The sequence below is a fragment of the Novosphingobium sp. 9 genome, from assembly GCF_025340265.1.
Classification (GTDB): Bacteria; Pseudomonadota; Alphaproteobacteria; order Sphingomonadales; family Sphingomonadaceae; genus Novosphingobium.
The window spans coordinates 2904770-2925139 of record NZ_CP022707.1 but is presented as its reverse complement, the minus strand read 5'-3'; the positions used below and the strand labels follow the sequence as shown (position 1 = coordinate 2925139).

The window sequence follows — 20370 nt, the reverse complement described above, 5'->3', positions numbered from 1 at the left end:
ACCGAGCCCGCAATCGCGCAAGGAGTGGCTTGCAAACTTCTCAGCGCCGTCGATAATCTAATGGCTGCCTTGATCGGAGCGAGCGCGCGTATAGTTTCGAGCCATGTCGCCACTCAGTGCCTCGCTCCAGATTTTCCACGGTGATCGCGTCACCAATCCGGCCGAGATTGCCTGCGCGCGCCAGCTGAAGCGCGATCTGGAAGCGGACGGTGTCGAAGCCGTTCTGCTGGCCAATGTCACGCTTGGTCCTAGGCGTCGCCAGATTGACCTGATTGTCGCGACCGCGACCACCGCGGTCGTGGTCGAGATCAAGGCCTATCTACATCCCGTCTATGGCGGCGTGAATGGGCCCTGGTCGGTCGAGCAGGACAATGGCAGCAGACGCGAGCTTGGTAGCACCAATCCCTACCAGCAGGCACTGGAAAACCGCTTCACGGTAACAGACAGTTTGCGTGGACAGGACGGACGGGACGCGAAGGATGCCGTCGCGGGTATGCTGTGTCTCTATCCTGGGGCTCCGGCCGGATCGAACATACCCGCAGGCGATTTCAAACTGGCGATCGGAGGCTATGCCGAGCTCGTCGCATTGCTCAAGGTCCCTCGCACGAACGCGCTCTCCCTTGACCAGTGGCGAGCCTTTGCACTGGCGCAGGGCCTCGCTGACCAAAGCATGCAGCCGCCTAGCGCGGCCGACCAGATCGTCGCCCAGTATCTGACAGCCCATGCCGATCTTGGGCGGACCACGCTCGGCCCCTACGTTGAACCTCAGTTCGATGGGAAGGACAGCACTGCGGAGCTGGCTCGTCGCATCGCCGAGGGAGAGCAGTTGCAGATCGTCGGTCCGTCTGGGAGCGGGAAGACCGAGCTCCTGAAACACCTCGCTACCGCATGCGCCGCACGCGGCAACATCCCCCTTCTGATCCGGGGGCGCGACTTCGGTCGAGGCATCGGCCCGCTGCTGCGCGCAGATGCGGCGCGTTATTCGCGCGAGAAGATCCCCGCGTTGTTTCGCGCTGCCGTCGAGGCCGGTGCTGAAATCGTCCTCCATGTCGACGCGGTCAACGAATGCCCCGCTGACAAGCGTGCCGAGCTGGTCGCTGCCTTGCAGGCAGCGCGCATCAACTATGGCGCGCGTATCGTGATCACGGGGCAAGAGGAAATCGGCCTGCCGACGAGCCTCGCGGGCGCGACGATCACACTCAATCAGCCCGAGCCGACACAAGCCCACCGCATCGTGGAGGCGCATCTGGGCCGCGCGCTTACACCGCCTGAGATCGCCGCGCTCGAAGTCGTTGCGACCGCGCACGATGCGGCGATCCTCGCCGCAGTGCTCGATCGAGCCAGCGTCATCGATGGCCGCTATTCGCTCTACTACGCCTTCAGCCGGGCCAGGCTCGATTCCGCGCCGGCTGCACAAGACCATCGGCGGCTCTCCGAACTGGCGACGGCGATGCGGATCGGGTTCGTTGCCGCAATGCCCAAGTCGGCGGCGGAACGGATCGTCGGAACCGACGGTTCGACGATCGACGCGGCATGCGCGGCGGGCCTGCTGTGGAGCGACGCGGGCGGCATCGGCTTTCGCCACGATTTGATCGCCGACTTCTACGCCGCCGATGCGATTCTGCACCGTGCAGGAACGCCCGCGGGCCTTCATGCGCTCGCGTGCCAGCCGATTCATGCGGAGCTGCGCGAGTTCATCCTGGGCGGGTGCGCAACGACGCAGGAGATCGAAACCCTGCTGGCCAATGCACCGGACTCCCGGCTGCTCGAAAGCGCGCTGTCGGGCCGTGCCGGCGCGAAGGCGCGGAGCTTCGTCCTCAGTCGGATGAGCGATCTGATCGCGCAGCTTAAACGGCGCTACAGCACTATCGACCTGGCGCTACCCGACGGGGTGACGAGCGCCCGCGAACTGTCGTCGCTCGTGCCCGGCTTCACGGATGGGGTCGAGGACGATCCGATCGACGACCTATACCTCAATCTCATTCCGGCGGCGCTCGGTGACGGACTGCTTGCAGACTTGCTCGATGCTTTTGCCGCAGTGGATCGAAGGCTGCTCGCCGAAGCGGAACGGCTCCGGGAGCGGCACCCCGACGTGCGTCTCGCCTGGCGTGCTGCAGCATGCGGCACCGTCTACGGCATGCACCATTTCAGCGGGGCGCGGCATCTCCAGACTCTTCTTCAAGCGATCCAGAATTCCTGGTCCACCCGCGGCGAGCATGCCACCGCGCTCGACATCGCATCCCACCTCGACGCCTTCGAATCCTTCAGCGTAGGGCAACTCTTCCTGCTGGTCTCTGCGCTCCGCTGTGCCCGCGGCGAGCCCATGCCGGCGCGCTTTCCCGAGCTCCTCCGGCGGGTCTGGCGCACGCAGGTCTATCACCTGCGCCTCATCATCTGCGACTTCATCCGCTTCCGCGGCGGCGAGCTCGGCGAGGACGATCGCCTGGCGGTGCGCGACGAACTCAACAGCTATCTGACCGACGACAATCTGTTTCTGAACAGTTCGGTGTTCGACGCCCTTGTCGGAGTTGACGGGATCGAGCACGATTTCACTATTGAATCGGCGGTCGAGGAATACGAGGCGATGCTCGCCATGCCGGATTCGCCGGAGGCCTGCTCGCTAGCGGTGAGCGCGGTGACCCGGACCTATGACCACCCGTTCTGCGAAATCTACTGGGAGGCCTTTTACGACGTCTTGCCGGTGGAGAAGCGGCAAGCCTTGCTGCTCCGCGGATTGCGCGACCGCCAGGGCGATCCGTGGTTCATCAGCGACATCTTGCGGGCTCTGCATCGCGATCCCACACCGGAAGCGGCAACCGAGCTCCAGCAGCTCGCGCGCGGACCGCGCCTCGATGGCCATTCGCACCAGTGCGCGGTTGTCGCCTATGCCGAGGCGATCAGCTTGCTCGCCAAGCTGGATCTTCCGCTCGAGGCGTCAGAGAGCGTTCCCGACGATCCGGCGATGCGCGCCTGGCACGAAGCCGCGCCGCTCCTTCACGCTCTTGGCGGCGGGGCCACGAACGTCTCGACCGATACCTTCTTTGCATGCGGCGTCGCCGAAGCGTTTGACGTCATTCAGCGCGTGAAACGCGAGGCGCGCATTTTCGATTTCGACAGTCGTCTCGACGTTGCCTTCGAGCGCCTGTGGCCGGACATGGTGAGAGATCTCGCCCGGGCGGTGCTGGCCCGCGATTATGTCGGGAAGTCCGCATTTGCCGCATTCCAGTTCGGTCGATCGCTCGAGGACGAGCACATCGATGCCGCGCTCCAGTTTCTGGCCCAGGTCGGCCGGCCAACCGATCTCGCGCTCGTCCAAGGCTGGCTCGAACATCCACGCCATGGCGAGCAGGCACTGGCAACGGCGCGTGCGCTCGAACGGAGCGAAACCGGCCAACCGGCGGCGCGATGAAGCATCGTCTCGTCATTTGGCATGATCACTTGCCATTGCTTTTTCGTGATCGAGCCGTTTGGGAGTGGCTGTCATGTCGGAGCACTATCGCGACGCACTTGTCGAGCAGATCGTTCAGTCGCAGCCCTCGCTGGGTGCGCTGGTGCGCGATCTGTCCTCGGACTTGACGGCGGGCTCGTGGGATCTCGTCTCATTCAGCTTTCAACGCGGGTTCGAGGCGTTGTGGGATGCCGCGCGCAAGGATCACTCGGGTTTGCTTGAAAGGCCGTTGCTCGCGCTCTGGCGGCAAAGCGTCGAGCTGGCAATCAAGGCCGCCATTATCGAACTCGCCAGCGCGATTGCGGGCAGTCCGGGTCACGATCTCCGAAAGCTGTTCAAGCAACTGCTCGATCTTCGTTCGCAGGAAGGCTGTTGCGACGACGATGACCTGACCCGTGAAGTGGTGGCCATGATAGCCCATATCCAATCCTTCGATCCCTCGGCCGATCGCTTTCGCTATCCTGCCGATCGCGGCGGCGCACGCTATGTCGGGCTTTCGGTCGATCTCGATGCGCTGTTCCAGGCGCATTGGATCATCACGACCTGGTGCGAAGGCGCTGTTCTGGAATTGCGCGGGGACATGTGATGGTCGGGCTCGCGCCCTATACCGGCCTGCAACACCAATAAGCATTCAGTGCGCTATTCCGTCTCTCCCACTGCTCGACGTCTGCTTTCGAGCGTGGCTGCCATCGGACATGGCCGCGACGAAGGACAGCTATACGCAAACTGCGCCCTAAGACCTGCCGTTCCGGAGTGTCCAACCAAGGCGACATGATGACCGCCCTGAGTGCAGCTATGCAATGTCCGCACCTGGGTACGAAAAATTGGCCCCTGAACGACAATGATGGGTCGCTGGGAGCCTATCCAGCCATGGCAGCAGAAATAGCCTGATCAAGCATAGTCTGTCCAAACGGTTTGCCCAATCGAACGATCCGCTGCTGCGAGCCTGCCGGTACGTCACCATATCCGCTGGCAAGGATGATAGGGATGTCCGCCCGTATCTCCGTGACATGGTCGGCCAATTGGGTTCCCGTCATCTGTGGCATCGCCTGATCTGTGATGACCAGATCGATGTCCGGATATTGCCGGACAAGGGCAAGAGCCTCCTCGCCGGAATTTGCTTCCAGAACCTCATGCCCCAAATCCTCCAGCAAGGCGGAGGTGTTCATGAGGATCAGGAAGTCGTCGTCCACGACAAGGATTTTCAGCTTGCCAGCGAAGGATACCTTGCTTTCGCGTTGGGGTGCCGCCGGCGCGGCGTCCGGCTCGGCTGCAGGCAGCCACAAGGTTGCGGTGGTGCCGCGCCCGATAATGCTATCCAGTGTAAAGCCGCCGTCCAGTTGCTTGGCCAGCCCATGGATCATGGAGAGGCCAAGGCCAGTGCCCTTGCCTACACCTTTCGTCGTGAAAAAGGGCTCGGTTGCGCGGGCGAGGGTCGCTTCATCCATACCGCTGCCGGTGTCGATGACCGAAAGACCGATATAGGTGCCCTCCAAGAGGCCGTCAGACGGAATGTCCTTCTCTTCACGGCACTCGGCAACCACCTTGATGGTGCCGCCCTCTGGCATGGCGTCGCGGGCATTGACGGTCAGGTTTAGTAACGCCAGTTCGAGCTGGTTGCCGTCCGCCAGAACGGCCGGAAGATGGTCCGGGAATTGCAGGTCGAGAGACCAGGCCGGGCCCAAAGTGCGCTCGATCAGTTCGCGCACGTCATTGACCAGCACCGGCACGTCGATACGCTCCGATGCGAGGTCCTGACGGCGGGCGAATGCCAGCATGCGCTGCGTTAGGGCGGCGCCCCGCTCGGCGCCCTGCTGGGCATTCTCGATCAGCTTCTGCGTCTGCGGATCGGCCGGGATGCGCTTCTGGAGGAGCGTGAGGCTGCTGGTGATCGCCATCAGGAGGTTGTTGAAGTCGTGCGCGATGCCGCCGGTGAGTTGGCCGACAGCCTCCATCTTCTGCGCCTGTCGCAGCGCGTCCTCGGCCTGCTGGCGGTTGGCGACTTCCTGCTCGACGCGGCTTTCCAGCGTATCGTTCAATTCGCGCAGCTTGGCCTCGTTCTCTTTGGCCGCGGTGACATCATAGATGACGCCGATCAGGCGATAACCGGCGCCTTCGCGCACAATCTCGCCGCGCCGCGCTATCCAGCGCATCGCACCATCGTCGTTTCGCCGGATGCAGAACTCCGCGTCGAGGCCATCGGGAATGGCGCCCTCGCGGTGGCTGGGGATGAGGAGGGCATTTTCCCCCTGCAACACGCCGTTGATCGTCTGTACGGGCAGGACGGGGGCAGGGTGGAGGCCCAGCAAGCGGCAGAATTCATCGGAAACCGCCGCCGTTGCATAGCCGTCGACATATTCGAAAGTGCCGACACCGCCTGCGCTCTGGGCGACACGAAGGCGCTCCTCTGTCCGCTTGCGTTCGGTAACGTCGACCAGGATGCCGGTGAACCGCACCGGCTGATCATTCTGGTCGAGATGGCCTTGCCCCCGCGCGTGCATCCACAACGGGACGCCGACGGGATCGACGACGCGAAACTCCTTGGAAAAGAGTTCCGCGCCTGACAGGATGCCCGCCACTGCGATGCGGATACGGGCGCGGTCCTCCGGATGAATAGCGGTGAAAAAGGTGCTGGTCGGGAGGTCGTTCGCCGTCTGCGGATCAAGTCCGAAGAGTTCCGCGAAGTGCGCATCGACCGACAATCGGTCGGCCGCAATGTCCCAATCCCAGGTTCCACTAGCGCCCGCCGCCGCGAGGATGGAACCGATTTGTTCTGGCTTGATCACGATCAGATGCCGTCCTCGCCGACCACACGCGCGATGAATTCGCCCAGCAGTTCCTTCAACATTGCCAGCGACGGCAGGTCCATGATCATCGCGATATAGCCACGGATGTCCCGGCTGCGCACCGCAAAGTCGATATAGAGGAAGAGAACGAGCCCGTCCGTCTTACCGTCCTCGCTAACCTCGAACAGGCTGGCCCCGGATCCGCGCAGAACCTCCGGAATGGTCATGGTGAGCGAGCGACGGAGCATGTTCGCCATCGTCGCGAGGCAGCTGTTTAGTATGACATTGCCGGTTTCGGCCAACGCCTCCTGCTCCATGTCGACGACATCCTGCGCGGACAATTCGCCGCCGGTCACCGCCCGCACCAGTTCCAGACTGTTCGTCTCGGGAAGATCAGCAGTGCACGGCCGGAAAACGGGCCGGAAAAATCCTGACGCACGGCAACGAGATCGGTCACTTCCCGTTCGCTGATGAGCCGCGCGGCTCGCTTCTGGCTCACCACTTCGATGGACGGCACCGACAGGAACACCTGGTCGCCGATCATCTTGCGCAGGCTGGATGCTGCGCGGCTGACGCCGATGTTCACGATTTCGGTCAGTGCGTCGCGTTCAAGCTCGGCGAGGACAATACTTTCAGGAATCACCTGCGCTGCGACCTGAGACGGAGTGCGGCCCCCGAGAGGAAGGGTTCCAAAGCGTCAGGCGTCACAGGCTTGGCGACGAAAGCGGCGCCGATTTCTCTCGCGCGCGCTATGATCTCGTCCTGGATATTGGCGGTGATGATGGCGATGGGCATATCTGGTCGCAGAACGTGCAACTCGGCCGCAAGTTCAAGCCCGTCCTTCTCCGGCATGTTGAAATCGATGAGCGCGACGTCGGCGGGCTGTTCGGCGATGAGTTCCAGCGCCTGACTGGCGCTGCCCGCTTCGATCTTCTGCCAGTCCGGCTGCAGTTCCGCGAGGGCCTTTCCCGCGACGATCCTCGCCAGCTTGCTGTCATCGACAATCAAAACGGTAACGGACATCGGGCACTCCGGAAACAGGGGATATCACAGCATTCTTGGTCATGGTTGCTAAGGCGTTTTGGTCGCCATGTCGCTATCCGAAACCATCGGCCCAAAAATATTTCGCGAGAGAGAGGGGGGCTCCGGTGCGCCCCGAATGGTGGGACGAAGCGCGAGAAGGACCTGTGCGACGGCCATGTGCAGCTTTTGAACGGCGGTGGCATCGACGACGGCTTCCGGCGCATCCTGCAAGGCCAGGAGCAGCGTTTCCGCATCCTCGACGCCGCAGCGCCCCTCCAGAAGTATGGCGTCGTCGGTCTTGCGCACGGTCATGTCGCCAGCTCCGGCAGGTCAAGAACGAGAAGGACGCTGCCATCGCCCATGAGGGCGGAGCCGATGACACCTCGGGCAGAGGACAGCATGCCCGTCGGCGGGCGCACGATCGTATTGATGCGTTCGGCGAAATCATCGACCCGCAGCGCCACCGGCTCACCGCCGCTCTGCGTCACCACTAGCTTGGCATGCGGCCCTTCCGCGTGGTGGGCATCCAGCAGGGTCGCGAGGTCGAGAACGGGCACGGTCCGGTCCCGCAGGACGCAGGCGATACCCCGGCCGACGGGGAACAGCGCGGAACGGTCGATGCGGACCGTCTCGACCACCTGATCGAGGGCGACGCCATATCTCTCTCCGCCGACCTCCACGACCAGCAATCGCGTCGTGAGCGCATTGGCCGGCAGGCGCATGCGGAAAATGGTACCCTGGCCGGCGGTGCTGTCGATCTCGATGGAGCCGCGCAACCTGTCGATGGCCGCCTGCACGGCATCCATGCCGACGCCTCGTCCGGATACTTCCGTGACAGCGCCAGCAGTCGAAAAGCCGGGAGCGAAGATGAGGCGTAGCGCGGCCGCGTCGGTCAGGTTATCTGCAGTGTCCTGCGTCAGGAGATCGCGCGAAACGGCGACCTGCCGAATATGGGCGGGATCAATGCCTGCCCCATCGTCGCTCAGCGTGGCGACTACCGTGTCTCCTTCACGAGTGAAGCCAAGAGCGATCCTGCCCTCCTGCGGCTTTCCCGTCGCGCGGCGAACCTCGACGGCTTCTATGCCATGATCGATGGCATTGCGGATCATATGGAGGAGCGGTTCGAAGAGGCCGTCGGCAATTTGCTTGTCGACCTCGATCCCTTCCCCGGCAATGGCGAGCGCCACGCTCTTGCCCAGGCTTTGCGCAATCTCGCGTGAGAGCCGTGGTAGGCGCTGGAGAGCGGGTTCGAGAGGGACCAGACGCACGGCGGTCAGATTGCGATGGAGGGAACCCGTCGCCCGCTCGATGTTCGCCTGGACGGTGCGGATGCGTGCCGCAAGGGCACGATCGACGCTCTGCGCGTCCTCGGCCAGCGGGGCGAGTGCGTTGATCGCGACGACAAGGTCGCCCAGCCCGTCAGCCATCGCATCTACCCGTGCGGATTCGACCCGCAGCACGCTCGTATCGACGCGAGCTGCGCGCGCGACGTCGGGCCGGTTATCGGACGCCAGCTCGGCGAATTGCACCTGATCGGGTTGCAGTCGGAAGGCAGCGCAAACGCTGTCCAGAGAGGCCGAACTGAGGCCCTCCAGGATGCTGAAGCAGGAGAATGGCTCAATGGCCGCGGGGTCGGGCCATGCCCCGTCGCGGGGAGTATGGCAAGTGTGAGGAGGTCCGGAACTGCTTCCGCCACCGCCAGCGGGTCTTCGCCACGAAAGAAGCAGTCTGCATCCGGCGTGTAGCAAAACGCGACGACGGGCCCTGCCGCACCGGCGATGATCGAGGTCTCTCTTTCCGACAGGCGGGTGACCCATTTCTGGTTGCCTGCTATCGGGTCATGGGAAGGAGGCTCGGCAGCGCGTGCTATCAGGCGGGTAATCGCCTGTTCGCTCCTTGCCAGGGCATCCTCGCTCAACCGGCCGTCCCGCTCCATGTCGTCGATCCAGCGGTCAACCTCATCAAGGCTGGCGACAAGCGCGGCGGTCTCTGCCGCTTCGAGAGCGCAGGTGCCTTTGCGGACCCGGTCCAGAAGATCCTCGGCGGCATGCAACAACCGCTCGGCAGGGCCGAGGTCGAACACCACCACGGACCCTTTGAGCGTATGGATCGCCCGAAAAGCGCTGTCGATGGCGGCGACGTCGGTGGGATCGCGCGACAGGGCGGCAAAATCCTTGCTCGCCTGCGCGACGAGTTCGCGCCCCTCGATCAGAAATTGTTCAAGCAGTTCGTCCATTACGGCTTTTGATAGACGATTGCGTCCGGAAGGCGAGAGAGGGTGAAGCGATCGGAGATGCGCCCCATGGACTCGCTATGGCCGAGGCAAATGGTCCCGCCGGGGTTGAGGGCATCGAAGAGATTGTTCGCTGCAATCAACCGAGAGCTGTCGTCAAAATAGATCAGCAGGTTGCGGCACAGGATCACATCGAACAGGCCCAGCCCGCTCAGGCTGCTCGCGTCGATGATGTTGGCGGCGACAAAGCGCACCGATTCCCGCAAATCCTGAATGATGCGGCGGCGATGGCCATGTTCCGGTTCGAAATAGCTTTCGCGCACAATGTCGGGCAGCCGGGCGAGCGCCCGCTCCGCGAAATGGCCCTCCTGCGCTTTGGCAATGGCACCTGTATCTATGTCGGACCCGACGATTTCAACATTATAGGCATCCACCAGCGGCCAGTTTTCCAGCAGCCAGAGCGCGATCGAATAGGCCTCCTCGCCCGTCGAGCAGGGCATGGACCAGATGCGGACAAGATCGCCCGCCCGCTTGGTCTGGACCAGGTCGGGGAGAATGTCGCGGGAAAGCGCCGCGAGTTGATGCTCTTCGCGATAGAAATAGGTCTCATTAATCGTGAAGGCGTTGATGAGCGCCTCGCGCTCAGCGAGGTGCGCGCCGACATAGCCGAGATAGGCCTTCGCCGTGGTGACGTTGGTGCGCTTCATCCGCTCGGTGATGCGGCGCTCGATATAATAACGCTTGTTCTCGCCGAAGATCATGCCCGTCCAGCGGTAGAGCAGGGTGCAGACCGTCGCCAGTTCCTCTGCCGATAGGGCGATCGGTATGTTCGCGGCAGAGGGGACACCGCTCACGCCGGCAAAAGAGCCGTGAGTGCATCGGCAATGCGGTCGAGAGGCTGGACGATGCTGGCACCGTCTGCCTGCACCAAGGCGCCCGGCATGCCCCAGACAACGGCCGTATTCTCGGCCTCGGCGATGGTGAGCCCGCCTGCCTGCTTCAACCGTGTCATCGCTGCCGCTCCATCTGTGCCCATGCCAGTCATCAACACCCCGATCAGCCTGTCGGGCGCAATCAGGCGCATCGCACTGTCAACGAGCCGGTCCACGCTGGGATGCCAGAAATAATCGCTGCTGCTGGGAGCAGGGAGCGCGATGAGATGCCCATTGCGCCGGGAGAGGATGAGATCGGCGTCCCCCTTTCCGATATAGGCATGGCCGGGCAGCAGCGGCGTGGTGCCCGTGATCTCCTGTACTCTCAGCGCACACATACGGTCGAGGCGGCGCGCAAGCGGTCCGGTAAAGCTGGCGGGCATGTGCTGGGCGATCAGGATCGGCCAAGGGAAATCCGCGGCCAACCCGTCGAGCACGGTGTCGAGCGCAGGGGGGCCTCCCGTCGAGCAGCCGATGACAATTACGCCCGTTTCTCCATCCACGCGGGACAGGGGCGGCAGGGGCATGGCACCATCCGGCATCAAGCGGACAGGGCGCGATTTGCGGCTGGCGAGCGTGCCGCTGGCGCGGGCACGGACGCGCTCCTGAAGGCGGGTTGTGCGGGAAATGCGCGCTTTCGCGGCGGCGCGCACCTTGTCGACCAGATCGTCGGCGATGGCGTCGATTTCGAGCGATACGGCGCCCTTGGGCTTGGCGATAAAATCGACTGCACCCAGCGCCATTGCCTCCAGCGTTTCCTCGGCGCCGTCTGTGGTGAGCGAGGAGACCATGACGACGGGGCAGGGGCGTAGCACCATGATCCGGTCGAGGCAGGCCAGCCCGTCCATGCCGGGCATGTTGATGTCGAGCGTGATGACGTCCGGCGCGACGTCGGACAGCATCTCCAGCGCCTCTGCGCCACTTCGCGCGACGGCGAGTTCGAAGTCGCCCGCCGCCGTGAAGATTTCTGTCAGCAGACGCCGCATCAGCGCCGAATCGTCAATGATCAGCAATCGGGTCACGGCGCTTTGGTCACGCTCTTCTTTCCCAGCCTGGTCAGCAAATCCTGCTCGGCCCGGTCTAGCAGTTCACACGCACTGACGATCAGGACGAGGCTGTCCCGGCCGCCAAGCGTCGCGACACGGTCGAAAACCCGCGTCCCCTCCGTCCCCAGATCGGGGGCTTCGTGTAGCGCGCTTTCGGCCACCTGGGCGATTTCGGAGACGGCGTCGACGATGAAGCCGGCAGTCAGCGAACCGATGCGCACCACGATCACACGGGGTTTGGCGCTACCTACGGCGGTGCCGCTGAACCGCCGCGCCTGGTCGATCACCGGGATGACCTGACCGCGCACGTTCATGACTCCCTGCACGAAGTCGGGCGCCTTGGGCAGAGGCGTGAGGCGCGGCGGCAAGGGGAGGACCTCCTCGACCGCATCGAGGGGCAAGCCGAAGCTGTCGTCGCCGATGCGGAACAGAAGAAACCGCTCGCTTCGTTCGCTGGCCGCGCCGCCTGTCATGTCGCCTTGTTCCTTGCCATCGCCCTGTAGCAGCCTTGCCATGATGTCCCCCGCAGCAGTTGATCCGTGGCGAGGACGGACAACAGGCCCCTGCCTTCTCCGAGCCGGCAGATCGCCTGAATACGCGCTTCCGCACCGCCCCGGTTCAGCACTTGCGGAACGGGATCGATGTCGGTCTCGGCGACGCGCACAACGGACTGCATCGCATCGACCAGCAGACCGACGCGATGCGTGCCAATCCTGACGATGAGAATGCGGGCATGATGGTCTGCGGACCGGATGGGCAGTGCCAGCAGGGCCGCGAGCGACAGCAACGGCAGGACGGTGCCTTGCATCGGCATTGTGCCGACCACGACATCGTCCGCATTTGGCATCCGGGCAATGTCGTCTGGCACGCGTAGGATCTTGTCTACGTTGGACAAGGGGAGCGCAAAGGCCTGATCGCTGATCGTGAAGGCGACGAGCGGCACGGTATCTTGCCGGGCAGCACGGCTAGCCAACGCGATGACGCGCCCGCCGGACTGGTGCTGACGTTTCTCCGGCACGGCTCGTGAGACCAGTTCGGCAACGTCGAGCAGGGAGACATCATCGAACGCGCGCTGGTCCACAAGTTGCGCAACGCTCGTTACGGCCAACCCGATGAGGCCGTCGACATCGACGACGATCAAGCGCCGGGTTCCGCTCTCTTCCTGACCGACCAGCCGTCCAACGGAAATCACCGGAATGACCGTGCCGCGCATGTTCGCGACGCCCAGCAGCGCACGCGGCGCATGCGGCACGCGCGAAATCCGCGGCATCGACAGGATATCCCGCACCTGCACGGCGGGCAGGCCCAGACGCCGCTCGCCGACGGTGAACGTCAGCAGCTGCATGGCGGGAAGGGGGGCGGAGGCCAAACTCAGTTCTCTTGTGCGGCAAGGACGGTGGCGATGGACGCGATTTCCTCGATCGCCGCCGCCAGCGCCTCGGCGCCCTGCGCCTGCTGGCGTGCGGCTGCGCTTGCTTCCCGGACGGCCGCCGCAGCCAGATCGGCCGCTTCGGCGATCTGACTGGTGCCGCTCTGCACCTCCCGAACGGACCGCAGCATGGCATCGGCGCTCGCCACGATCGCGCCGTTGGATGCTTGCGCATCCTCCAGTTCCGCCGTTACCAGCGCAAAGCGTTCCACCATGGCGCGGTTGCGGGCTATTTCGGCCTCAGCGGCTCCGACGACCTGATCGAGATCGCGGCGGACGGAAACCATTTGATCCTGTATCGTGCGGACGATGTCCTTGGTCCGTTCTGCGCTATCGGCGGCATCGCGAGACAGCTTGCGGATATCTCCCGCGACCGTTGCAAATCCCGACCCTGCGTCCCCGGCACGGGTCGCCTCGACCGCGCCGCTAACGGCTAGCATATTCGTCTGGATGGAAATCAGGGCGAGGCTGTCGGCGATCTTTTCGATCTTTCGCGTAGTGTCGTTCAGGCCTGCCAACAGGCCCTGCACGCCGTTGACCTCTTGCAGCGCGGTGCCGACGCCATCAACCAGCCGCTCCATCATCGCCCGGCCTTCCGTCACCGATCGCACGATCGCGGTGATCCGGCCGTTAGCGGCTTCAGCTCGCTCTTGGGCAATGCGAGCGGATTTTTCGATTTGGCTCATCGCGGCATTGGCCTGAAGCGTGGTTGATGCCTGAACCTGAGTGCCACGACTGATCTGTTCGAGCGCCACGAGGATTTGTCCGGACGCGCCGGACAGTTCCTGCACCGTCGCTGACAGTTCTTCCGCTGCCGCTGCCACCTGTTCGACCACGACCTCGCCGGCATTGCTCTGCAACTGCTCGGTCAAGTCGCCAAGCGCCTCCGCCGTTTGCTGGCTTTCCTCCAGCGAAGATCCCTGCTGCTCTATAGCCTGCTGGGCTTCTGCGGCCGCGGCAGACTGCTCCTCCGCGGCGCTCGCCACCTGCTCCGCGCCGCGCTCCGCCTCGCGGGTCGCACTTTCCGCTTCCACTGCGGTCTGGAGGATGTCCTGCATATTCATGCCCAGCGACGCCAGATCATCGCGCGCAACCTTCAGGCGCGCGACGACGTCATGACCAAGGCTGGCCTCGCTCGTAGCCTGCGTCGAGGCGGCGCGAATCTTTGCCGCGATACGCTGAACCTCGCTACCGATGCTGGCGGAGAGGCGCCGAATGTCGCTCGCGCCCGCTTCGGAATTCTCGGCCAGCGTGCGTACCTCGTCCGCGACGACCGAAAAGCCCGCACCGCTGTCGCCCGCGCGCGCGGCTTCGATGGCGGCGTTGAGAGCGAGCAGGCTGGTCTGGTCCGACACGTCTGCGACATAGGCCCCGATCTCGTCGATGTTCCCGGCGGCTTCTTCCAATGTGGACATCAGATCGACGGTCGTCAGCTGCCGCTGCGCGCTCAGCTCGATGGCGGCAACCGATCCTTCGATCTGCGTGCAGATCTCGGCAAAGCTGCTCTGCACCGCCTCGGTCTGACGACGGGATTGTTCGGCGCGGCTCCGCGCGTCGCGGAAATTCGTGCCGAGCGCGGCAATCAGGCCGAGCGATTCCTGGGCTGCACCCGCCGCCTCCTCGGCCCCGCTCGAAATCTGGTCCATCGTGCGCTGCAACTCGGCTGCTGCCGCCGAGGCTTCGCCCAGGCCGCTAGCAAGTTCCTGCGTGGCTTGGTCGATGCGCTCTGTCGGCGAGGCCGATCTCCGCTTTGCAGCCGGCCGGCGAGTAGCGCTGACTTTTGCTGATGGTGTCCCCTTTGCAAGATCCGAGGTCGGACCGTTTGCACGAGAACTTAGGGTCGATTTCTTTACCAGCGCCATAAGCTCTCTCGTTGTCCATGCAGGAGGCTGTGGCTTACGACACGGAAGCCCGTGCTACCAGAGCTCGATTTAGATGGTCACCATTGAAGCTGCCTTGAGACAAAGCGTCAGCGATTTTGAGCACAAGCGATTGCGGACCATCCGCACCTGGAGCGCTGCAAACGGGTGCTGAGCGTCTCATAAGGGTCGAATTTTACGGCTGCCGTTACCGTGCAAATTCAATCAGATGTAAGTCAAAGTGCAAATTCATGATAGACGAAGTTCAAATTTATTTTCCATGCCGAACATTGATTTTCTAAAAATCTTTCCCATATTCCGAGCATCGAGGGAATCTGATTATAAGCCCCCTTGGCTGAGAGACCATCGCGCTCCCGCTTATGACAGGAGCATCCGCATGGATCTCAACATCCTATATTCCGCACATCAGATATCGCTTATACGAGCAGGAAACGCCTCATCGCGCCTCTGCAGAACAAGACATCTTGCTGCCGCAGGCGCTACTGCTAACCGAATTCGCAACCATCAGCTTTCTATAGGTGCTGGCGCGGCTGACGGATGGCGTGCAAGCATGGAGAACCTCGACGAAGGTTTTGACCGCGCTGCAGGACTTGTCACATGAGCCGCCTTTTGAACATCGATCTGCCGGAGGCAGAAGTCGAGAAGGCATGTGCGGCACATAATGTAGCCATTAGCGCGATAGAGCCGTTGCCTTCCGGCGGTACACATCTGGTATGCATCCTTCCGGAAGGTGCTGATACCATGCGGCAGGTGTTCGAAAAAAAACTGATTGCCGGAATTGTGAGGCGTTTTCCGTTTTACCGCGCACGCGGGCCATGGTGATGACATTGAGAATCGGCGTTCACACAAGTGGCCGATGTGACGGGTCAATGCCGAGCCGGCGAAAACATTCAGATCATGAACCCTATCCGTTTAGATTTCATTCAACGCTCTAAATACAGCCGGCGGGCGAAAAAGAGTGTTTAGGAAAAAGGCTTTGGTATATTTCTTATTCCGCATACGAACGGCAAATTTACCACTTTACCGGGAACTTTCAGGCAGTTTTGCTATTACCTCATGAGGCTCAAACGGAGCCTGCGAGACCTGGCCGATGAAATCGGGACGGCAAGCCAGGCTGTCTACTGTGCCCCGCAGAAAGCCGTCATTCTATGCTTCCCCAGCGTACCGTCCTCGTTGTCGAGGATGAACCTTTGATTCTGCTCGGGGCCTCAGACATGTTGGAAAGCGCCGGCTTCCAAGTGAGAGAGGCCGGAAACGCTGACCAGGCCATGCATATTCTCGAAGTCGATAGAGCGATCGACATCCTTTTTACCGACGTCGATATGCCTGGATCAATGAACGGCATGGGATTGGCGTTTGAGGTAAGTAAGCGGTGGCCCCGCATATGTATCGCCATCACGTCCGGGCGTTGGCCCGCGGCCCGAGAGGAAATTCCAGCGGGCGCCGTGTTCCTTGACAAGCCCTACCTCGCAAGCTCGCTCGTCAAAGCGCTGCAAGGCCTTACCGGTTAGCGGGGAGCGAGAACATGGCCTGGGTCAGGGGTGTTTGAGGAAATGCAATGTTAGATGATGTCGTGCTTGGTCAGGCGACCGTACCGAATGGCGTAGAATTGACACTGGTCCGGCATGGCTCCGATTTCACCATATTGCTCGACGACAATGGACTGATGAGCACTCAGGCCAATGCCTCCGAAGAGGCCTTGGCAGTTCTCACATGCCAACAGCTCACCGAGCGTGCCAAGCCGCAATTGCTTATTGGCGGATATGGCATGGGATTTACGCTTCGTGCTGCTCTGGCGGTGCTGGGCAACGGGGCAAGCATTACGCTTGCCGAAATCGTCCCTGAAATTTTGAGATGGGCCAGAGGGCCTATGAAAGCCATTACGAATGGATGTCTCGATGATCGGCGCGTGCACATCGTGGATGAAGATGTGGCGCTGCTGATAGCTTCGGCTCGAAACGCATACGATGCCATTTTGCTGGATGTCGATAATGGGCCCGAAGGCCTTACGCGACGCCAGAACGATAGCCTCTATTCGATAGCCGGTCTGGAGCGTGCAATGTCAGCACTGAGATCAGGGGGCATTCTTGCCATTTGGTCGGCCTTTCCCGAAGCCGCGTTCACCAGGCGTCTTCGGGAGGTGGGCTATGAGGTGACAAGGTTGGTGGTCAGGGCGCAAGCGGGCAATAGAGGGGTTCGCCATCTTATCTGGTTCGCCCGCAAGCCGTGATACCCTTAGCAGGTTTCACAGTGCTTGGTCGTAGGCCGAAAGGGGATCAGTCCACCATGTCCGCGACCAGACGGCAAAGATGAGCCCTGCTGAGAAAGCCTGGCATTCGCTGGCCAGGCGCGGGGGAAACGGCACCTTCGGCCTGTGCGTGGAACGGGGAATTGAGGCGGCGCGGTTGTGCGCCGGAGGTATTGCTTTGCATGTTATCCTATGTGCGGCCTTGCGCCGCGTTCTATCTTCTGAAACCGCTGCCCCGTTTTGGAGGCCCTCCGGCCTGCCCAAGCCCTCTTTCGCGGAATATGATCCGGCCCTTGGAAAGATCGTAAGGCGTCATTTCGACATGCACGCGATCCCCAACCACTGAGCGGATACGAAACTTTCGCATTTTCCCCGCGGTGTAGGCAATGATCTTGTGCTCATTGTCGAGCAAAACTGCAAAGCGCCCATCGGGGAGAATTTCCTCGATAAACCCTTCCATCGTCAGCAATTCTTCCTTCGCCAATCCATGTGTCCCGAAAACGAGCGGGCCTGCCGTCATGCATGCGCAAAAACGGCGATCATGAGAGTCAGGCTGATGCTGGAAAAAATACCCGCACAAGGCAGGTGCGCATTCGCAAAAACGAGGCAGCGAGAGCTATATATATCGAAAATATAATTTTTCAATGCAAATCACAATTTATATTATTATGTTCGATTTTTCGATTGCTCTCGCTGCTCGATAAAATTTCGTGTATAAGAATTTTATTGCCGGTCATTTTTGCATGCCGGCGACTGAGAGACACAATGCGCTCCCGCAGGAAGGAGAGCCCATATGGACCTCAATCAACTACTTTATCATCACCAGATGGCACTTATCGAATACGCGGCTCGGGGCGATGACGATCGCCAACGCGGATCGCGTTTCGATATGGTTCGCCATTACGAAACGCGTATCGCGCGTTTGCGGCATGACATGGGAGTGCCCTCCTATCCCCTATGGTTATGAGTTCGCCTCTGCCAAACGTTGCGGCTTGCTCCGAAGCAGAAAGGCCGGTGTTCCCGCATATGGGCGGCGATGGCCTCGTGTATCGAGAGAAAGTCAGATTTATAAACGGCGAAGCGAAATAGCTGATCTCGCATTGGCACTTCTTGGTGGCCACGTCGCCGCGCGCGATTTCCTTTCCGGTATTGGACCCGATCGAAGCCGCAGCATGCTTGAATTCGGATGCGCTTGCGCAAGTGGCCAGGCCCAGATCGTGCATCTTTTCTGGAAGATCGCAGCACACCGGATGCGCGCCTATCAATAGGAAACTCAAAATGGACAGCGAAGAAAAGCCCGGCAGGCCTTTCCGGTCAAAAGTGCGGTGGTCGGACAAGCCCAGGTTAGCGCCGGATGCTGCCAGCCGTCAGGGACAGGTAACCAAGCTTGCGCTCGATACATTGGGCAATCGGGATGTGGCCATCGCCTATCTCAATACGGCATGTGGGAAACTTGGCGGCCGCCCGCTCGATCTGGCTATCGAATCGGCCGAAGGCCTAGGGCGCGTGGAGCGCTCGCTTGCAGCCTTGAAGCCGGTATGCTGATCCGGGCGGGATACGATATAGGATTTACGTGTGAGCAGCGGGTGCCGACTCTTGCGCATCTTAGCGTACATCCTTCGCGCCATAAGGACCTGCGAACGCCGCAGCGCCTGTTTACCACACCGGACGTACCGATTTACGACTATGTCGACGGGTTCGGCAACATTTGCACGCGCTTCACCATTCCGGAAGGTGGCATTACGATCTCGTGCGGGTTCGTCATCGAAGATGCCTTCGAACCCGATGCGTTTGCGCCGGATGCCTTGCAGTCTTCCATCGAAGATCTACCTGATGATGTCCTGATCTATCTTCTTGGCAGCCGCTATTGTGAAACGGATCATCTGGTCGAGATCGCATGGGGCCTGTTCGGAAATGCACCTGCAGGCTGGCCTCTGGTCCAGGCGATCGTAGACTATGTGCATGAGCATATCCGCTTCGATTATCTGGAGGCAAGGGCGACCAAGAGCGCTTGGGACGTGTTTCAGGAGCGCAACGGCGTCTGCCGTGATTTTGCGCATCTGGCGATCACGTTGTGCAGGTGCATGAATGTGCCAGCACGATACTGCACCGGCTATCTTGGGGACATGGACTTGCCCGCGCCGGTGGGCGACATGGATTTTTCGGCTTGGTTCGAAGTGTGGCTGGGCGGGAGATGGTATGTGTTCGACGCCAGACATAATCGTCCAAGACGTGGACGTATACTGATGGCGCAGGGCCGCGATGCTGCCGATGCGACCCTGACGATGGGCTTCGGCACCGCCACCCTCTCACGATTTGAGGTTTACACCGACGAAGACCAGCTGAAGCTTGCATCATCCTGAGGTTTGAATGACTTCAGCCTCTTCAGCGTTCTCGCCCTCAGGGAAAAAGCAGGATCTGACTTGCTCGCTCACCCGGACGGGACGTCGCGACAGGGCATCAATGCAGCACCAGCGCGACTGTATTTCCGCGATCACCTCACTCCCGCGTCGGATCGTCGTGTCATAAAACGCGCTTTCCCGGCGCACGCGCTCGAGGACAACATTGGCTGTTAGCCGGTCGAACAAAAATGCAGGTTTTCGGTAAGTGATCTCGTGCTTGAGGGCGATCCATAGATAGGCACCCACTGCTGCAGGGGAGGCGACCCGGTGCCAATGCTCGATAATCGCGGCTTGCACCCATTTCAAATACGTCGAGTTGTTGACATGCCCCATAAAGTCAATGTCATGGGCATCGATCGTGAGCGAGCAGTCGTGCATCTGAGCGGAATTCATAATTCCATATACCACATAAATGATGGAAGCCGCATTTAATCGGTAAAAGGCATCGAATATCTATATCTATTTTTTGCGGTTGCGCCTACAAGAGCTTTGCTGAAACGTCGCCTGCGACGGATATTGAGCCGCAATGGCTCCTCTTTGTCCCTTACTAGCCTCACGAAGCCGGGATGTGCTGTTGTTGGCGCATGCCCGTCATACTACATTGGGCAAAGGATACCCATATGATCACCGGCACCGTAAAGTTCTTCAACGCTGACAAGGGGTTTGGCTTTATTGCTCCTGAAACCGGAGGCGATGACGCTTTCGTTCATATCAGCGCGGTGGAGCGCGCAGGCATGCGCACGCTGAACAAGGATCAGCGCCTATCCTACGATTTGGAAACCGACCAGCGTGGGAAGACCTCGGCTGTTAATCTCCAGTCGGCCTGAACGACCGAACCGGCGGGTCTTTTGCGAGGCCCGCCATTCCCAAATATAGTATCGGGAGCGAGCTTAATGTCGTCATTGACATTTTACCGTGAGCAAGCCGAGCTTCAGGAAATCGC

Annotated in this window: 23 protein-coding genes; 9 read left to right on the top strand and 14 right to left on the bottom strand. The window is 61.3% G+C overall.

The window, feature by feature from the left end; genetic code table 11:
• Positions 1 to 103 precede the first annotated feature (103 nt).
• Together CI805_RS14290 and CI805_RS14285 are read left to right on the top strand one after the other, a co-directional pair.
• On the top strand, positions 104 to 3409 hold the full coding sequence (locus CI805_RS14290) for an NERD domain-containing protein (RefSeq protein ID WP_260924652.1): 3306 nt from the start codon (positions 104 to 106) through the stop codon (positions 3407 to 3409).
• A gap of 64 nt (positions 3410 to 3473) precedes the next feature.
• Positions 3474 to 4034, top strand: a complete 561-nt coding sequence (locus CI805_RS14285; protein ID WP_260924650.1) for a hypothetical protein — start codon at positions 3474 to 3476, stop codon at positions 4032 to 4034.
• Between the two features lie 274 nt (positions 4035 to 4308).
• On the opposite strand, the gene CI805_RS14280 is transcribed toward CI805_RS14285, so the two are convergent.
• The 12 genes from CI805_RS14280 to CI805_RS14225 are packed head-to-tail and all read right to left on the bottom strand — an operon-like array spanning position 4309 to position 14759.
• Positions 4309 to 6234 carry a PAS domain-containing sensor histidine kinase gene (locus CI805_RS14280; protein WP_260924648.1) on the bottom strand — a complete coding sequence of 642 codons (1926 nt, stop codon included), beginning with the start codon at positions 6232 to 6234 and terminating at the stop codon, positions 4309 to 4311.
• 2 nt (positions 6235 to 6236) lie between these two features.
• Positions 6237 to 6590 carry a hypothetical protein gene (locus CI805_RS14275; RefSeq protein WP_260924646.1) on the bottom strand — a complete coding sequence of 118 codons (354 nt, stop codon included), beginning with the start codon at positions 6588 to 6590 and terminating at the stop codon, positions 6237 to 6239.
• The gene (locus CI805_RS14270) at positions 6587 to 6877 is read right to left on the bottom strand and encodes a chemotaxis protein CheC (RefSeq protein ID WP_260924644.1); all 291 of its coding nucleotides are present in this window, start codon (positions 6875 to 6877) and stop codon (positions 6587 to 6589) included. Before CI805_RS14270 ends, CI805_RS14275 begins: the two co-directional genes overlap by 4 nt.
• On the bottom strand, positions 6874 to 7257 hold the full coding sequence (locus CI805_RS14265; protein ID WP_260924643.1) for a response regulator: 384 nt from the start codon (positions 7255 to 7257) through the stop codon (positions 6874 to 6876). Before CI805_RS14265 ends, CI805_RS14270 begins: the two co-directional genes overlap by 4 nt.
• Positions 7258 to 7305: 48 nt before the next feature.
• Positions 7306 to 7569: a hypothetical protein gene (locus tag CI805_RS14260; RefSeq protein WP_260924641.1), complete on the bottom strand. Its 264-nt coding sequence runs from the start codon at positions 7567 to 7569 to the stop codon at positions 7306 to 7308.
• The gene (locus tag CI805_RS14255; protein WP_260924639.1) at positions 7566 to 8786 is read right to left on the bottom strand and encodes a chemotaxis protein CheA; all 1221 of its coding nucleotides are present in this window, start codon (positions 8784 to 8786) and stop codon (positions 7566 to 7568) included. Before CI805_RS14255 ends, CI805_RS14260 begins: the two co-directional genes overlap by 4 nt.
• Positions 8690 to 9493 (bottom strand): Hpt domain-containing protein, encoded by an 804-nt coding sequence (locus CI805_RS14250; protein ID WP_260924638.1) that lies wholly within the window; start codon positions 9491 to 9493, stop codon positions 8690 to 8692. The genes CI805_RS14255 and CI805_RS14250 overlap by 97 nt, the downstream gene beginning before the upstream one ends.
• Positions 9493 to 10344 carry a CheR family methyltransferase gene (locus tag CI805_RS14245; protein ID WP_260924633.1) on the bottom strand — a complete coding sequence of 284 codons (852 nt, stop codon included), beginning with the start codon at positions 10342 to 10344 and terminating at the stop codon, positions 9493 to 9495. The genes CI805_RS14250 and CI805_RS14245 overlap by 1 nt, the downstream gene beginning before the upstream one ends.
• Entirely contained in the window at positions 10341 to 11444 is a 1104-nt protein-coding gene (cheB, locus tag CI805_RS14240) for a chemotaxis-specific protein-glutamate methyltransferase CheB (RefSeq protein WP_260924631.1), read from the bottom strand. The genes CI805_RS14245 and cheB overlap by 4 nt, the downstream gene beginning before the upstream one ends.
• Positions 11441 to 11941, bottom strand: a complete 501-nt coding sequence (locus tag CI805_RS14235) for a chemotaxis protein CheW (RefSeq protein WP_260924629.1) — start codon at positions 11939 to 11941, stop codon at positions 11441 to 11443. The genes cheB and CI805_RS14235 overlap by 4 nt, the downstream gene beginning before the upstream one ends.
• Complete coding sequence (locus CI805_RS14230; protein ID WP_260924626.1) at positions 11938 to 12813, bottom strand: chemotaxis protein CheW; 876 nt, start codon at positions 12811 to 12813, stop codon at positions 11938 to 11940. Before CI805_RS14230 ends, CI805_RS14235 begins: the two co-directional genes overlap by 4 nt.
• Before the next feature lie 26 nt (positions 12814 to 12839).
• Positions 12840 to 14759, bottom strand: a complete 1920-nt coding sequence (locus CI805_RS14225; RefSeq protein ID WP_260924623.1) for a methyl-accepting chemotaxis protein — start codon at positions 14757 to 14759, stop codon at positions 12840 to 12842.
• Positions 14760 to 15374: 615 nt separating this feature from the next.
• Here CI805_RS14225 and CI805_RS14220 point away from each other — a divergent pair.
• The 3 genes from CI805_RS14220 to CI805_RS14210 all read left to right on the top strand — a co-directional run bounded on the left by CI805_RS14220 (position 15375) and on the right by CI805_RS14210 (position 17007).
• The gene (locus tag CI805_RS14220) at positions 15375 to 15599 is read left to right on the top strand and encodes a hypothetical protein (RefSeq protein ID WP_260924621.1); all 225 of its coding nucleotides are present in this window, start codon (positions 15375 to 15377) and stop codon (positions 15597 to 15599) included.
• A gap of 326 nt (positions 15600 to 15925) precedes the next feature.
• A complete protein-coding gene (locus CI805_RS14215) occupies positions 15926 to 16288 on the top strand; it encodes a response regulator (RefSeq protein WP_260924619.1) in 363 nt (120 codons plus the stop codon).
• A 47-nt stretch (positions 16289 to 16335) separates the two neighbouring features.
• A complete protein-coding gene (locus tag CI805_RS14210) occupies positions 16336 to 17007 on the top strand; it encodes a spermidine synthase (RefSeq protein ID WP_260924617.1) in 672 nt (223 codons plus the stop codon).
• 232 nt (positions 17008 to 17239) lie between these two features.
• Here the strand turns inward: CI805_RS14210 and infA are convergent, their stop codons facing one another.
• Complete coding sequence (gene infA / locus CI805_RS14205; RefSeq protein WP_260924615.1) at positions 17240 to 17509, bottom strand: translation initiation factor IF-1; 270 nt, start codon at positions 17507 to 17509, stop codon at positions 17240 to 17242.
• Positions 17510 to 17882: 373 nt separating this feature from the next.
• Here infA and CI805_RS14200 point away from each other — a divergent pair, with 373 nt between their 5' ends.
• Genes CI805_RS14200 through CI805_RS14190 form a run of 3 tightly spaced genes read left to right on the top strand, consistent with a single transcriptional unit; the run spans position 17883 to position 19388 of the window.
• A complete protein-coding gene (locus CI805_RS14200; protein WP_260924612.1) occupies positions 17883 to 18293 on the top strand; it encodes a hypothetical protein in 411 nt (136 codons plus the stop codon).
• A 10-nt stretch (positions 18294 to 18303) separates the two neighbouring features.
• Complete coding sequence (locus CI805_RS14195) at positions 18304 to 18570, top strand: hypothetical protein (RefSeq protein WP_260924610.1); 267 nt, start codon at positions 18304 to 18306, stop codon at positions 18568 to 18570.
• On the top strand, positions 18564 to 19388 hold the full coding sequence (locus CI805_RS14190) for a transglutaminase-like domain-containing protein (RefSeq protein WP_260924608.1): 825 nt from the start codon (positions 18564 to 18566) through the stop codon (positions 19386 to 19388). The genes CI805_RS14195 and CI805_RS14190 overlap by 7 nt, the downstream gene beginning before the upstream one ends.
• On the opposite strand, the gene CI805_RS14185 is transcribed toward CI805_RS14190, so the two are convergent.
• Entirely contained in the window at positions 19380 to 19820 is a 441-nt protein-coding gene (locus CI805_RS14185; protein ID WP_260924606.1) for an acyl-CoA thioesterase, read from the bottom strand. The two genes, CI805_RS14190 and CI805_RS14185, sit on opposite strands and share 9 nt — an antisense overlap.
• A gap of 227 nt (positions 19821 to 20047) precedes the next feature.
• Between CI805_RS14185 and CI805_RS14180 the strand changes: the two genes are divergently transcribed.
• Positions 20048 to 20254, top strand: coding sequence for a cold-shock protein (locus CI805_RS14180; protein ID WP_260924603.1), 207 nt, complete (start codon positions 20048 to 20050; stop codon positions 20252 to 20254).
• Positions 20255 to 20370: the final 116 nt, after the last annotated feature.